General features: G+C 71.8%; 13 protein-coding genes. 8 read left to right on the top strand and 5 right to left on the bottom strand.

Going from position 1 to position 13,827, the window contains the following annotated elements:
* The first annotated feature begins 122 nt into the window (after nt 1–122).
* Both rpsA and ACO4JP_RS11410 read left to right on the top strand, forming a co-directional pair.
* A complete protein-coding gene (rpsA, locus tag ACO4JP_RS11415; RefSeq protein ID WP_425953812.1) occupies nt 123–1,586 on the top strand; it encodes a 30S ribosomal protein S1 in 1,464 nt (487 codons plus the stop codon).
* Between the two features lie 153 nt (nt 1,587–1,739).
* Nucleotides 1,740–2,630 carry a TIGR01777 family oxidoreductase gene (locus ACO4JP_RS11410; RefSeq protein WP_425953811.1) on the top strand — a complete coding sequence of 297 codons (891 nt, stop codon included), beginning with the start codon at nt 1,740–1,742 and terminating at the stop codon, nt 2,628–2,630.
* 31 nt (nt 2,631–2,661) lie between these two features.
* Here the strand turns inward: ACO4JP_RS11410 and ACO4JP_RS11405 are convergent, their stop codons facing one another.
* Nucleotides 2,662–4,545: an ABC transporter ATP-binding protein gene (locus ACO4JP_RS11405; RefSeq protein ID WP_425953810.1), complete on the bottom strand. Its 1,884-nt coding sequence runs from the start codon at nt 4,543–4,545 to the stop codon at nt 2,662–2,664.
* A gap of 109 nt (nt 4,546–4,654) precedes the next feature.
* Between ACO4JP_RS11405 and ACO4JP_RS11400 the strand changes: the two genes are divergently transcribed.
* The 3 genes from ACO4JP_RS11400 to uvrB are packed head-to-tail and all read left to right on the top strand — an operon-like array spanning nt 4,655 to nt 7,888.
* The gene (locus ACO4JP_RS11400) at nt 4,655–5,089 is read left to right on the top strand and encodes a MarR family winged helix-turn-helix transcriptional regulator (protein WP_425953809.1); all 435 of its coding nucleotides are present in this window, start codon (nt 4,655–4,657) and stop codon (nt 5,087–5,089) included.
* Nucleotides 5,090–5,107: 18 nt separating this feature from the next.
* Nucleotides 5,108–5,734 carry a dephospho-CoA kinase gene (coaE, locus tag ACO4JP_RS11395; protein WP_425953808.1) on the top strand — a complete coding sequence of 209 codons (627 nt, stop codon included), beginning with the start codon at nt 5,108–5,110 and terminating at the stop codon, nt 5,732–5,734.
* A gap of 42 nt (nt 5,735–5,776) precedes the next feature.
* Nucleotides 5,777–7,888, top strand: a complete 2,112-nt coding sequence (uvrB, locus tag ACO4JP_RS11390; RefSeq protein WP_425953807.1) for an excinuclease ABC subunit UvrB — start codon at nt 5,777–5,779, stop codon at nt 7,886–7,888.
* Nucleotides 7,889–7,892: 4 nt separating this feature from the next.
* On the opposite strand, the gene sppA is transcribed toward uvrB, so the two are convergent.
* Nucleotides 7,893–9,521, bottom strand: a complete 1,629-nt coding sequence (sppA, locus tag ACO4JP_RS11385; RefSeq protein WP_425953806.1) for a signal peptide peptidase SppA — start codon at nt 9,519–9,521, stop codon at nt 7,893–7,895.
* A gap of 229 nt (nt 9,522–9,750) precedes the next feature.
* Between sppA and ACO4JP_RS11380 the strand changes: the two genes are divergently transcribed.
* Both ACO4JP_RS11380 and ACO4JP_RS11375 read left to right on the top strand, forming a co-directional pair.
* Nucleotides 9,751–10,755, top strand: coding sequence for a TerC family protein (locus ACO4JP_RS11380; protein WP_425953805.1), 1,005 nt, complete (start codon nt 9,751–9,753; stop codon nt 10,753–10,755).
* A complete protein-coding gene (locus ACO4JP_RS11375; RefSeq protein ID WP_425953804.1) occupies nt 10,755–11,738 on the top strand; it encodes a TerC family protein in 984 nt (327 codons plus the stop codon). The genes ACO4JP_RS11380 and ACO4JP_RS11375 overlap by 1 nt, the downstream gene beginning before the upstream one ends.
* Here the strand turns inward: ACO4JP_RS11375 and ACO4JP_RS11370 are convergent.
* Genes ACO4JP_RS11370 through ACO4JP_RS11360 form a run of 3 tightly spaced genes read right to left on the bottom strand, consistent with a single transcriptional unit; the run spans nt 11,689 to nt 13,222 of the window.
* A complete protein-coding gene (locus ACO4JP_RS11370) occupies nt 11,689–12,369 on the bottom strand; it encodes an alpha/beta fold hydrolase (RefSeq protein ID WP_425953803.1) in 681 nt (226 codons plus the stop codon). The genes ACO4JP_RS11375 and ACO4JP_RS11370 overlap by 50 nt on opposite strands.
* 20 nt (nt 12,370–12,389) lie before the next feature.
* The gene (locus ACO4JP_RS11365) at nt 12,390–12,932 is read right to left on the bottom strand and encodes a toxin (protein ID WP_425953802.1); all 543 of its coding nucleotides are present in this window, start codon (nt 12,930–12,932) and stop codon (nt 12,390–12,392) included.
* Nucleotides 12,929–13,222, bottom strand: coding sequence for a YciI family protein (locus ACO4JP_RS11360; RefSeq protein WP_425953801.1), 294 nt, complete (start codon nt 13,220–13,222; stop codon nt 12,929–12,931). The genes ACO4JP_RS11365 and ACO4JP_RS11360 overlap by 4 nt, the downstream gene beginning before the upstream one ends.
* Before the next feature lie 194 nt (nt 13,223–13,416).
* Here ACO4JP_RS11360 and ACO4JP_RS11355 point away from each other — a divergent pair, with 194 nt between their 5' ends.
* A complete protein-coding gene (locus ACO4JP_RS11355; RefSeq protein WP_425953800.1) occupies nt 13,417–13,809 on the top strand; it encodes a TetR family transcriptional regulator C-terminal domain-containing protein in 393 nt (130 codons plus the stop codon).
* Nucleotides 13,810–13,827 lie beyond the last annotated feature (18 nt).

Here is a 13,827-nt window from a genome sequence, read left to right as displayed (position 1 = left end):
TTGACCCCCTCTGTCGGCCACCGCTAGGATGGTCGGCGGTGCCGTGCGTCTGTCGTCGGGCAGGCTGAGGCACCACCTCCCCTGTCCGCACGACTCCTTGTCCACATCGGAGCATTCACTTCATGACCATCTCCACCACGAGGTCCGTCCCCCAGGTTGCCGTCAACGACATCGGCACAGAGGAAGACCTTCTTGCCGCCATCGACGCCACCATCAAGAACTTCAACGATGGTGACATCGTCGAGGGCACGATCGTCAAGGTCGACCGTGATGAGGTCCTCCTCGACATCGGCTACAAGACCGAGGGTGTGATCCCCTCGCGCGAGCTGTCCATCAAGCACGACGTCGATCCGTCCGAGGTCGTCAACCTCGGTGACGTCGTCGAGGCCCTTGTTCTCCAGAAGGAGGACAAGGAGGGCCGTCTGATCCTGTCCAAGAAGCGCGCACAGTACGAGCGCGCCTGGGGCACGATCGAGAAGATCAAGGAGGAGGACGGCGTCGTCACCGGCACCGTCATCGAGGTCGTCAAGGGCGGCCTCATCCTCGACATCGGTCTTCGCGGCTTCCTCCCCGCCTCGCTCGTGGAGATGCGTCGTGTCCGCGACCTCCTGCCGTACGTCGGCAAGGAGATCGAGGCGAAGATCATCGAGCTCGACAAGAACCGCAACAACGTCGTCCTCTCGCGCCGTGCCTGGCTCGAGCAGACGCAGTCCGAGGTCCGCTCCACCTTCCTGCAGACGCTGCAGAAGGGCCAGGTGCGCCCGGGTGTGGTCTCGTCGATCGTCAACTTCGGTGCGTTCGTGGACCTCGGCGGCGTCGACGGTCTCGTCCACGTCTCCGAGCTGTCCTGGAAGCACATCGACCACCCCTCCGAGGTCGTCGAGGTCGGCCAGGAGGTCACGGTCGAGGTTCTCGACGTCGACTTCGACCGCGAGCGTGTCTCCCTGTCGCTGAAGGCGACGCAGGAGGACCCGTGGCAGACCTTCGCCCGGACCCACGCCATCGGCCAGGTCGTCCCGGGCAAGGTCACCAAGCTCGTCCCGTTCGGTGCGTTCGTGCGCGTCGAGGACGGCATCGAGGGCCTCGTGCACATCTCGGAGCTGGCCGTGCGCCACGTCGAGCTGCCGGAGCAGGTCGTCACGGTGGGCCAGGAGGTGTTCGTCAAGGTCATCGACATCGACCTGGAGCGCCGCCGCATCTCGCTGTCGCTCAAGCAGGCGAACGAGGGTCTGGACCCGGAGTCCGAGGACTTCGACCCCGCGCTCTACGGCATGGCCGCCGAGTACGACGAGAACGGGGAGTACAAGTACCCCGAGGGCTTCGACCCGGAGACCAACGAGTGGCTCGAGGGCTTCGAGACGCAGCGCGAGGCCTGGGAGGCGGAGTACGCCAAGGCGCACGCCCGCTGGGAGTCGCACCGCGAGCAGGTCCGCGCGGCCTACGCGGCTGACGCCGACGCCGCTGCCGACACCGGCACGGGCGGCGCGTCGTCCTACTCCTCGGCGGCCCCGGCCGTCGAGGCCGCGGGCACGCTCGCCTCGGACGAGGCGCTCGCCGCTCTGCGCGAGAAGCTCACGGGCAACTGATCTCCTGAGCTGATCGCCTGATCGGACCGAAGGCCCGTCACCCCCTCGGGGGTGGCGGGCCTTCGTCGTCGGCGGACCGGGGGGAGACCCGTGGGGTCGCTGCGCGCTACCGTGCGGTGCAGGTGACCGAGCCGTCGTCGTCAGGGGGCAGTCATGGAGGTCGTCGTCTCGGGTGCGACGGGGCTCATCGGGCGCGCGCTGCGCGCCTCGCTGGAGGCCGACGGGCACCGCGTCGTCCCGCTCGTGCGGCCCGGCAGGCCCGGCCGCGGCGTCGCCTGGGACCTGGGGCGGGGAACCATCGACGCCGCCGGTCTCGAGGGCGTCGACGCCGTCGTGCACCTCGCGGGCGAGGGGGTGGCGTCCCGCCCGTGGACCCGGGCGCACCGGGACGCCGTGCTGCGCAGCCGCGTCGACGGGACCGCCTTGCTGGCCGGTGCGCTCGCCGGGCTGACCAGGCCGCCGTCGGTGCTCGTGTCCGGGTCCGCGGTGGGGTTCTACGGCAGCCGCGGCGACGCGATGCTGACGGAAGACGCGCGGCCCGGCCACGACTTCCTCGCTGGGGTGTGCGTGGCGTGGGAGGCGGCGACACGCGCCGCAGAGGCGGCCGGCATCCGCACCGTCCACGTCCGCACCGGCATGGTCCTCTCGAGCGCCGGCGGCGCGCTCGGCCCGCAGCGCCTCCCGTTCCGGCTGGGGCTCGGCGCGAAGGCAGGGCGCGGGACGCAGTGGATGTCGTGGATCCACCTCGACGACGAGGTCGCCGCCATCCGCCACGCCCTGGCCGCCGACGCGCTCTCGGGTGCCGTCAACCTGGTGGCCCCGCACCCCGTCACCAACGCGGCGTTCGCCCAGGCGTTCGCGCGCTCGCTCCACAGGCGGGCGTTCCTGACGATCCCGCGGCTGGTGACGGCGATCCCGTTCGGCGTCGGGGCCCTGGCCGACTCGCTCCTCTTCGCGAGCCAGCGCGCGGTCCCGGCCGCCCTGCTCAAGAGCGGGTTCACCTTCCGCCACGCCGACCTCGGCGAGGCGCTCGCCTCGCTGTGAGGCGACGCCGCGGGAGCGCCCCGGAGACCCGTCAGGCTGCCGTCGTCTGCGCGAACTGGGTCGCGTACAGGTCGGCGTAGAGACCGCCCACCCGCAGCAGCTCCGCGTGCGTGCCCGACTCGACGACGTGGCCGTCCTCGAGCACCACGATGAGGTCGGCCGCGCGGACCGTCGAGAGGCGGTGGGCGATCACGAGGCTCGTGCGCCCGGCGAGGGCGTCGTCGAGCGCGGCCTGCACGGCCGCCTCGCTCTCCGAGTCCAGGTGTGCGGTCGCCTCGTCGAGCACGACGACGTCGGGCGCCTTGAGCAGGAGCCGCGCGATGGCGAGGCGCTGGCGCTCGCCGCCGGACAGGCGGTAGCCGCGGTCGCCGACGACGGTGTTCAGGCCGTCGGGGAGCGTGTGCACGAGGTCGCCGATGTGCGCGGCGCGCAGCGCGGCCTCGAGCTCGGCGTCGGTGGCGTCCGGGCGGGCGTAGCGGAGGTTCTCGGCGATGGTGTCGTGGAACAGGTGCGCCTCCTGCGAGACGACCCCGACGGTGCCGCGCAGCGACTCGAGCGTGACGTCGCGCAGGTCGAGGCCGGCGATCCGCACCGACCCGGAGGTCGGGTCGTACATCCGCGAGACCAGCTGGGAGATCGTCGTCTTGCCGGCACCGGACGGGCCGACGAGCGCGACCATGGCGCCCGCCGGGACCGTGAGCGTCACGTCCTTGAGCGTGTCCCCGGTCGGGTCGCCGCGCAGGGTCGCGACGGACTCGAGCGACGCCAGGGAGACCTCGTCGGCGCGCGGGTAGCGGAACGTGACGCCGTCGAGCTCGACGCTCGCCCCGCGGGCGGCGACGGCGGCGCGCAGGTCCGCGGCGTCAGGCTTCTCGGCGACGGAGGGCTCGAGGTCCAGCACCTCGAGCACGCGCTCGAAGCTGACCAGCGCAGTCATGACGTCGACCTGCACGTTGCTCATCGCGGTGAGCGGGCCGTAGAGGCGGCCGAGGTAGGCGGTGAGCGCGACGACGACGCCGACGGTCAGCTCGCCCGCGATGGCCTGCAGCCCGCCGAGCCCGTAGACGGCCGCGACGGCGAGCGACGCGAGCGTCGTCAGCCCGGCGCGGAACCAGGTGCCCATGAGGGCGCGGCGCACGCCGAGGTCGCGGAGCTTGCGGGCCGTCGCCTCGTAGCGTGCGGACTCGCGGGCGGGGTCGCCGAAGACCTTGGCGAGGTGGGCGCCCGCCACGTTGAAGCGCTCGTTCATGAGCTGACCCGCGTCGGCGTTGAGCTCGTACCCCTCGTGCGTGAGCGCGGCGAGGCGCCTCCCGAACCAGCGGGCGGGGAGCACGAAGGCGGGCAGCAGCACCAGGGAGAGCGCCGTCAGCCGCCACGACATCGCGAACATGGCGCCGAGGGTGAAGGTGATGGTCAGGCCGTTGGAGACGACGGTCTGCAGTGTCGAGGTGAACGCCTGCTGGGCGCCGAGCACGTCGCCGTTGAGGCGCTGCACGAGCGCGCCTGTGCGCGTGCGGGAGAAGAAGGCGAGCGGCATCCGCTGGACGTGGTCGAACACGGCGGTGCGCAGGTCGAGGATGAGGCCTTCGCCGACGAAGGAGGAGACCCAGCGCTCGGCGACCGACAACCCGGCCGAGACCAGCGAGAGGAGGGCGGCGCCCGCGGCGAGCAGCACGACCAGGCGGCGGTCGCCGCCGCCGATGCCGTCGTCGATGAGGTGGCGGAAGAGCAGCGGTGTCGCGGCGCCGGCGGCGGCGTCGATCGCGAGCAGGACGAGGAAGAAGGCCAGCCGGCCGCGGTAGGGCCGGGCGAAGGCGAGCACACGGCGCAGCGTCGAGCGCGCCAGGTGGTGCTCCTTCACCGAGCTGTCCTGGAGGAACGAGCCCATGCCGCGGCCGCCGCCGCGGCCGCTCATGGCTGGGGAGTGAGGCATCGTCATGGGACCTCCCGGAGGTCAAGGTGTGCAATATGCTGAGTGTAACTCATCATGTGGCAACCTCAGGAGTGAGAGTAGTATTCCCAGCATGCACCAGCACGACGACGTCGCGTGGGCCTTCGTCGACGCGCTCTACGCGGCGAGCCGCGGCCTGCGCCGCGACGCCGCCGTGGGCGCGGCCGGGGTGACGCCGGGGCAGCTGCGGCTGCTGCGCGCGCTGTCGTACGCCGGCGGGCCCCTGCGCGCCGTCGACCTGGCCGAGGCGCTCGACGTCGCGCCCCGCTCGGTCACCACCAAGGTGGACCAGGCGGAGGAGGACGGGTTCGTCCGCCGCCTGCCCGATCCGCACGACCGACGGGCACGTCTCGTCGAGCTCACGGACGCGGGGCGCGACGCGCTCGCGCAGGTGTCGATCGAACGGCGGCGCGGAGCCGCCGAGAGGCTGCGCCGGTTGCCGGCCCCCGAGCGCGAGGAGCTCGTGCGGCTGCTGCGCGTCGTGGCCGCGGACGACGCGGACGTGTAGCCGGGGGAGGATGGGGGCATGCTTCGCATCGGTCTCACCGGAGGGATCGCCGCCGGCAAGTCGGTGGTGGCGCGCCGCCTCACCGAGCTCGGCGCCGTCGTCGTCGACCACGACCAGCTCGCGCGCGACGCGGTGGCGCCCGGGTCCGTCGGCCTCGAGCGGATCCTCGAGGCGTTCGGGCCGGGAGTCATCGCGCCGGACGGCTCGCTGGACCGGCCCGCGCTCGGCGCCCGCGTGTTCGCGGACGAGAACGCGCGACGGGTGCTCGAGCTCATCGTGCACCCCGAGGTGCGGAGGATGGCAGCTGAGCGCGAGGCGGCCGCGGCCGCGCGCGACCCGCGCGCCGTCCTCGTACACGACATCCCGCTGCTCGTCGAGACGGGTCAGGCCGACCACTTCGGGCTGCTCGTCGTGGTGGACGCTCCGGCGTCGCTGCGGGTCGAGCGGCTCGTGGCGGCGCGAGGCCTCGACGAGGAAGCGGCGCGGGCGCGGGTCGCGGCCCAGGCGTCCGACGACGAGCGGCGCGAGGCGGCCGACGTCATCCTGGACGGGACCGGGACCGACGACGAGCTGCGCGGTCAGGTGGACGCCCTCTGGGAGCGGGTCACCGCCGAGGCGGACGCCGAGGCGACACCGGCGAGCTGAGCGGGCGCCGACGCTGTCGGTGGGCGGGCATACGGTGGCCCCATGCGACCCGTGACCGATCTGCAGCGCGCGGTGGCCCCGTTCGAGGTCATCTCGGAGTACACGCCTTCGGGCGACCAGCCCACGGCCATCGCCGACCTGACCGAGCGCATCAAGGCGGGGGAGAAGGACGTCGTCCTGCTGGGCGCGACCGGCACGGGCAAGAGCGCCACGACCGCGTGGCTCATCGAGAAGCTCCAGCGGCCCACGCTGGTCATGGCGCCGAACAAGACGCTCGCCGCGCAGCTCGCCACGGAGTTCCGGGAGCTGCTGCCCAACAACGCGGTCGAGTACTTCGTCTCGTACTACGACTACTACCAGCCCGAGGCGTACATCCCGCAGACGGACACGTACATCGAGAAGGACTCGTCGATCAACGACGAGGTCGAGCGGCTGCGGCACTCGGCGACGTCGTCGCTGCTCACCCGCCGCGACGTCATCGTCGTCGCCTCGGTGAGCTGCATCTACGGCCTCGGCACGCCGCAGGAGTACGTCGACCGCATGGTGCGGCTCGACGTCGGCGACGTCGTCGACCGCGACGACATGCTGCGCCGGTTCGTGCAGATGCAGTACGCGCGCAACGACGTCGCGTTCACCCGCGGCACCTTCCGCGTGCGCGGCGACACCGTGGAGATCATCCCGGTGTACGAGGAGCTGGCGGTGCGGATCGAGTTCTTCGGCGACGAGATCGAGGCCATCCAGACGCTGCACCCGCTCACGGGCGAGGTCGTGCGTGACGAGCACAGCGTCTACCTGTTCCCCGCGACGCACTACGTGGCGGGGCCGGAGCGGATGGAGCGCGCGATCGGCGGCATCGAGAAGGAGCTCGAGGCGCGCCTCGCCACCCTGGAGAGCCAGAACAAGCTGCTGGAGGCGCAGCGGCTGCGCATGCGCACCACCTATGACATCGAGATGATGCGCCAGATCGGCTCGTGCAACGGCATCGAGAACTACTCGATGCACATCGACGGACGCCTCCCCGGCACGCCCCCCAACACGCTGCTCGACTACTTCCCCGAGGACTTCCTGCTCGTCATCGACGAGTCGCACCAGACGGTGCCGCAGATCGGCGCGATGTTCGAGGGCGACATGTCCCGCAAGCGCTCGCTGGTCGAGCACGGGTTCCGCCTGCCGTCCGCGATGGACAACCGGCCGCTGCGCTGGGAGGAGTTCGTCGAACGGATCGGTCAGACGGTCTACCTGTCGGCGACGCCCGGCCCGTACGAGCTCTCGCTGTCCGACGGCGTCGTCGAGCAGGTCATCCGCCCGACGGGTCTCGTGGACCCCGAGGTGGTGGTCAAGCCGACGACCGGGCAGATCGACGACCTGCTCGAGGAGATCCGCCTCCGCACCGAGCGCGACGAGCGCGTGCTGGTCACCACGCTGACCAAGAAGATGTCCGAGGACCTCACCGACTACTTCCTCGAGAAGGGCGTGCGGGTCCAGTACCTGCACTCGGAGGTCGACACGCTGCGGCGCGTCGAGCTGCTGCGCGAGCTGCGGCTCGGCCAGTTCGACGTGCTCGTGGGCATCAACCTGCTGCGCGAGGGCCTCGACCTGCCCGAGGTGTCGCTCGTCTCGATCCTCGACGCCGACAAGGAGGGGTTCCTGCGCTCGGCGACATCGCTCATCCAGACGATCGGCCGCGCTGCCCGCAACGTCACGGGCCAGGTGCACATGTACGCCGACAAGGTGACTCCGGCGATGCAGCACGCGATCGAGGAGACCAACCGCCGGCGCGACAAGCAGATGGCCTACAACCGCGAGAGGGGCATCGACCCCCAGCCCCTGCGCAAGAAGATCGCCGACGTCACGGACATGCTCGCGCGTGAGGACATCGACACGCAGCAGCTCCTCGCCGGCGGGTACCGGAAGTCGGTGGACGGCGGCCGCAAGGCCAAGGCGCCCGTCCCCGGCAGCCCCAAGGAAGGCGCCACGACGGGGAACCGCCTGGCCGGGGTGGCTGCGGGCGAGCTGGCCGAGCTCATCCAGGAGCTCTCCGACCAGATGCACGCTGCCGCTGCGGAGCTCCAGTTCGAGGTCGCGGCTCGGCTACGCGACGAGATCTCGGGCCTCAAGAAGGAGCTGCGGCAGATGCAGGCGGCGACGGCCTGACCGTTCAGCGCGGCCGGATCGGGGGCATGCGCAGCGCGGCCGATCCGGGCAGGCCCAGCACACTCGCCACGTCCGGGAGGCCGACCTGCGCCGCCAGCGCGCGCGGATCCTCGCTGTTGCGGGGCCGCCTCAGCCGGTCCAGCGGCGGGACGTGCGCGGCGTACCGCACCGGTGCCGAGTCGGGCAGGCCGGCACGTGACCGGGCGATGCGTACCGCGTCACGCAGCCCGCCGAGCTCGTCGACAAGTCCGTTGCGCCGTGCGTCTGTGCCCGTCCACACCCGGCCCCGTGCGATGGAGCTGATCTCGTCCACGCTCCGCCCTCGGCCCTCCGCGACCTTGGCGACGAAGTCGGTATAGATCGCGTCGACGGATGCGGACAGCCGCTCGTGCTCCTGCTCCTCGAAGCGGCGGCGTGGGGAGTACATGAGCGAGCGAGCGCCGTGCGCCACGGTGCCGGTCCCCGCGCCGATGCGTTCGAGCAGGTCCGAGATCACGATCTTGCCGCCGAACACGCCGATCGAACCGGTCAGCGTCGCGGGCAGCGCGACGATCACGTCGGCCGGGCAGGAGATGTAGTACCCGCCGGACGCGGCGAGGGCGCCCATCGAGACGACCAGCGTCTTGCCCGCTTCACGCACCCGGACCGCCTCGCGCCAGATGGTGTCGGACGCGACTGCCGACCCGCCCGGCGAGTCGACGTGCAGCACGACGGCGCCCGCGTGCTCGTCGGCCATCGCGGCGCGCAGTGCGGCGCAGACCGAGTCGCTGCCGACCTGCTCTCCCATGGGACCGCGCCGAGACCGTCCGGTCACGATGGTGCCGTGCACGCGCACGAGCGCGACGTGGTCTTTGTGCTTGACCGGTAGGGACGGACGGCGGCGCGGCTTCCAGCGATCGGCGAACAACAGCTCGACCTCGTGACCGACCTTCCGCTTGGCCGCGGCATAGACCTGGTCGCGGTAGCCGAGCTGGTCGACCAGCCCTGCCTCGTGGGCCTCGACCGCGGTTCGTGGCCCTGTGTCGACGAGCTCCCGTACCCGCGCCTCGTCGGTCTCGCGGGCGGTGGCGATCGTTGCGATCGCCTCGTCGTAGATCGACGCGACGAGCCGGTCTGCGGCCTCGCGATGCGCGTCGGTGAACTCGGTGCGCGTGATCCGGTCGGCCGCATTCTTGTACTCGTAACGCTGTTCGAGCTGCGGCTCGAGGCCGAGCTTGTCGAGGACGCCGCGCAGGAACGTCGTCTCGGCCGCGACGCCCAGCAGGCCGAGCTCCCCGCCGGGCTGCAGCCAGATCTCGTCGAAGGCCGTCGCGAGCACGTAGCCCGCCATGTCACCGGAGCCCTCGCCGAAGGTCTCCGCCCAAGCAATCTTGGGCTTCGTGAACGCCGCGACGCCGATCCGCAGCTCCTGCATGGCCGGCCAGGGCAGCCGGCCGCCCACTCGCGCGACCAGGCCGACCACGCGCGGGTCGTCCGCGGCCTCGTGCAGGGCCCGCAGGATCGGCCTCAGCTGATGTTGACCACGCGCCCGCAGCCGCCCGAGCGGATCGTCCGGGTCCGGGTCGGCCGGGACGCGGGTCAGGTCGACTTCGAGCAGGATCTTCGTCGTGCGCCGTCCGGGCAGGTCCACCATGTGTCCACGCTACGCAGGTTCATGTCGACACGGCGGCGCGGAACGGGTCGGCGAAGGTCTCTGAAGCGCCGCGGGGCGTGCCGTACAGTACGTCCCGGAGGGGAGTACCTCGACAGGGGGAGTCGTCAGCACGGCGGGTGATGCAAACCTGCCCGGCTCCACCGCCTGCGTTCCGCGCAGGTGAGGAAGACCTTCGGTGCTGCGTCGTACCCACCGAAAGGTTCCACCCTTGACCGTGCCCGTCCGGGCCTGGGCCCTGACCATCCTCGCGATCCTCGCGATGCTCGCCGTCGACTACGTCGGGCACGTGCGCACCCCGCACACCCCGTCGCTGCGCGAGGCGGCCCGCTGGTCGGCGATCTACATCGGCGTCGCCGTGGCCTTCGGCGTCATCGTGTGGCTCGCGTGGGGCGCCGAGTACGGCGGCGAGTACTACGCGGGGTATGTCACCGAGAAGTCCCTCAGCGTGGACAACCTCTTCGTGTTCGTGCTGATCATGTCCAGCTTCAGCGTGCCGCGGGAGTACCAGCAGAAGGTGCTCCTGGTCGGCATCACCGTGGCGCTCGTGCTGCGCACCACCTTCATCGTCGCCGGCGCCGCGCTCATCGCCAGCTTCTCGTGGGTGTTCTACCTGTTCGGCGCGTTCCTCGTGTGGACGGCGATCGCCCAGCTTCGCCACGCCGGCGAGCAGGAGACGGACTACCACGACAACGGCGTCCTCCGGTTCGTCCGGCGTGTGCTCCCGACGTCGCCGACGTACGTGGGCGACCGGCTCACCACCAAGGTCGACGGCAAGCGCCTCATCACCCCGATGCTCGTCGTCATGCTGGCGATCGGCTCGGCCGACCTGCTCTTCGCCGTCGACTCCATCCCGGCGATCTTCGGCCTCACCGAGCAGACCTACCTCGTGTTCGCCGCCAACGCGTTCTCGCTGCTGGGCCTGCGCCAGCTCTTCTTCCTCGTCGACGGGCTGCTCGACCGCCTCGTCTACCTCGGCTACGGGCTCGCGGCGATCCTCGCCTTCATCGGCATCAAGCTGCTGGTCCACGCCCTGCACACGAACGAGCTGCCGTTCGTCAACGACGGGCACCATGTCACCCTCGTCCCGGAGATCCCCACCGCCGTGTCGCTCGCCTTCATCGTCCTCGTCCTCGCGGTCACCACCGCCGCGTCCCTCTACCGCGACCGCCGCGTCCGGGCGCTCGCGGCCGGCACCAAGCCCGGGGCACGCTGATGGTCCACGAGCTCCCCACCTGGTTCCAGGCCGTCGCGCTGACGTCGATGGTCGTCCTGCTCCTGGCCGACCTCGTCATCGTCGGCCGCCGGCCGCACGTGCCGAGCATGCGCGAGAGCGCGCTGTGGGTCGCGTTCTACGTGGCGCTCGCCCTCGTCTTCGGCGGGATCCTGTGGGTCGTCGGCGGGGAGGGGCCCGCGGGCGAGTTCGTCGCGGGCTGGTTGACCGAGTACTCGCTCAGCGTCGACAACCTCTTCGTCTTCGTCATCATCATGACCAGGTTCGCGGTGCCGCGGGAGTACCAGCAGCGGGTGCTCCTGGTCGGCATCATCGTGGCGCTCGTGCTGCGCGCCGCGTTCATCCTCGCGGGCGCGGCGGTGATCGAGCGCTTCGTGTGGGTCTTCTACCTCTTCGGTGCGTTCCTCATCTACACCGCGGTGAACCTGCTGCGCGGCGACGACGAAGCGGACGAGTTCCAGGAGAACGCCCTCATCCGCACGCTGCGCCGCGTGCTCCCGCTGCACACGACGTACGACGACGGGCGGCTGCGTACGGTCGTCGACGGCAAGCGGCTCTTCACGCCGATGGTCGTGGTGTTCGTGGCGATCGGCTCGACCGACGTGCTGTTCGCACTCGACTCGATCCCCGCGATCTTCGGTCTCACGCACGACCCGTTCATCGTGTTCACGGCGAACCTCTTCGCCCTCATGGGCCTGCGCCAGCTCTACTTCCTGCTGGGCGGGCTGCTCGAGCGGCTGGTGTACCTGCCGTACGCGCTCGCCGCGATCCTCGGCTTCATCGGCGTCAAGCTGATCCTCGAGGCCCTGCACGGCAACCGGCTGCCGTTCATCAACGGCGGTCACGGGATCTCGTGGGCTCCGCAGGTGCCGATCTGGCTGTCGCTCGTGGTGATCCTCGGGTCGCTGGCCGTCGCTACGACGGCGAGCCTGCTGCGGACGCGGTCCCAGGAAGCGCTGGACTGACCAGCCGCAGGAGGTAGTCGGCGACGTCGTCCGGGCGGCTGATGAGCGCGTAGTGGCCGCCGGGCAGCTCGTCGGCGTCGAGGCCCAGGCGCTCCCGTGCGAGCCGGCGCATGAACACCGGCTCGAACATGCGGTCGTCGCGGAACAGCGCGAACCGCGTCGGCGCGGTGGGCCAGGCCGACAGCGGCCACGGTTGGGCGAGCGCCGCGGACTCCTCGCCGCGCGCGTGCGCGCGGGCCTCGGCCGCGAGGGCGGGGGTGACGTCGCGGTAGAAGACGTCGTCGTCGCCCGTGGAGACGTAGCCCGTGCGCTCCCACCACTGGCCGAACGTCTCGCCCGGAGCGGGGACCATGCCCGCGAGCAGCACGACCAGGTCGGCGTCGAGGTGCGCGGCCGCCAGCGGCGCGGTGAACGCGCCGAGCGAGTGCCCGACGACGACGAGCGGCCGCTGCGGGGCGTCGCCGACGCCGGCGGCCACGGTGTCGACGTAGTCGTCCCAGCCGGCGGACGGGTCCTCGACGGGCAGGTCGACGGCGACGGTGCGGTGGCCGGCGCCCTGCAGTGCCGGCGCGACCAGGTGCCAGTCCCAGGAGGAGCTGCCGCCGCCGTGGATCAGCGCGAACGTGGCCATGGGCGCATCATCGCGGGCGCTCAGGCGTCGAGCGAGCCCAGCCAGCGCCGCGCGGCCCGGGGCGTCCGGAGGCGGACGACGCGAGGATCGCCGGCGGCCGCCGCGAGGTACCGCGCCCGGTAGCTCGCGTGCTGGGTCCACGCCCACCGCACGATGTTGTGCTCGGGGTCGCGGCGCAGGAGGTTCCCGAGCTGCTCGCGGTTGCCGTGCCACAGCTCGCGCCGGGTCACCCCGCGGACGAGGGTCCGCCACAGCACGCGCGGCATGACGACGCGCCGCGGGTAGTCGAGCCACAGCACGGCGTCGGCGTCGTCCAGCGCGCCCTCGAGCTTGGTGTTCCAGTTGCCGTCGACGACCCAGCCTGCCGACCCGGCGTCGGCGAGGAAAGCCGCAAGGCGTCGTCGCGCCTCGACGGGGTCGCGGTGCTGCCAGCCCGCGTCCCAGAACACCTCGTCGAGCTCGAGGTGCGGGACGCCCAGCCTTTGCGCGACCGAGCGCGCGAGCGTCGTCTTGCCGGCACCGGAGTTTCCGACGACGCGCACGCGGCGCGGTGTCGGGGTCATCGCCCGAGCGAGCCGATCACGGGCACCCACTCGCGCACCCCGCGCTCGGCGATGAGGCCCTCGCGGCGGAACGGGTCGTCTTCCAGGAGGGCGGTGGCCGCGGCGACGTCCGGCGCGTCGAGCAGGATGAGGGCGCCGGCGGGCGCGGCGTCGTCGGCCTTGAGCGGGCCGGAGACGATGACGCTGCCCGCCTCGTGGAGCGCGCCGAGGAAGGCGCGGTGCTCGGGCCGGAAGGCGTCGAGGCGCTCGGCGTCGGGGGAGTAGACGTAGGTCACGGCGAAGACGGACATGCCCGCCATCCAAGCAGACGCCCCACCTGTCAGAGGCACACCAGCAGGGAGGCCCGCCGGCGCCGGACAGGTCGACGGGCCTGAGGCGCGTCAGACGCTCGCGAGCACTGAGGCTCGCGAGCGTCTGACAGGTCGGCGCAGGCAGGCGGTGGGACTTCGCGTCACACCGTCGTGGCGGCCGGCTCGGCGACCGCGTGGGCCGTCGCCCACGTCAGGCCGCGTTCGAGGCCGCCCGTGAGGCGACCACGGACCCGCGCGAGCTCGCCGAGGCGCTCGTCGCCAATATCGCCGACGACGTCGCTCGCCGGCACACCCGCGGCTGCCCGTTCATCAACGCGGCCGCGGAGTACCCCGACGAACGCTCGCGCGTGCGCCGGGCCGTGCACGAGCACCGCGAGTGGTTCCGCGGAGCCCTCGAGGAGGTCGCAGCCGGCGTTGGGCACCCCGAACCCCCGGCGGCGGCCGGGCAGCTCGTGCTGCTGCGCGACGCCGCGCTCGTCGGCGGCTACCTCGACGGGTGGGAGCGTGTCGAGGACGTGTTCGTGCGGTCGGCGCGCGCGGCGCTGGGGCTTGACGGCGCGAAATGACCGCCACTTGACGCCATC

Origin of the sequence: Xylanimonas sp. McL0601 (assembly GCF_049852175.1) — a bacterium.
Lineage (GTDB): Bacteria > Actinomycetota > Actinomycetes > Actinomycetales > Cellulomonadaceae > Xylanimonas.
Note: the sequence above shows the minus strand (reverse complement) of the source record. Positions and strands in the feature narration are given on the sequence as shown.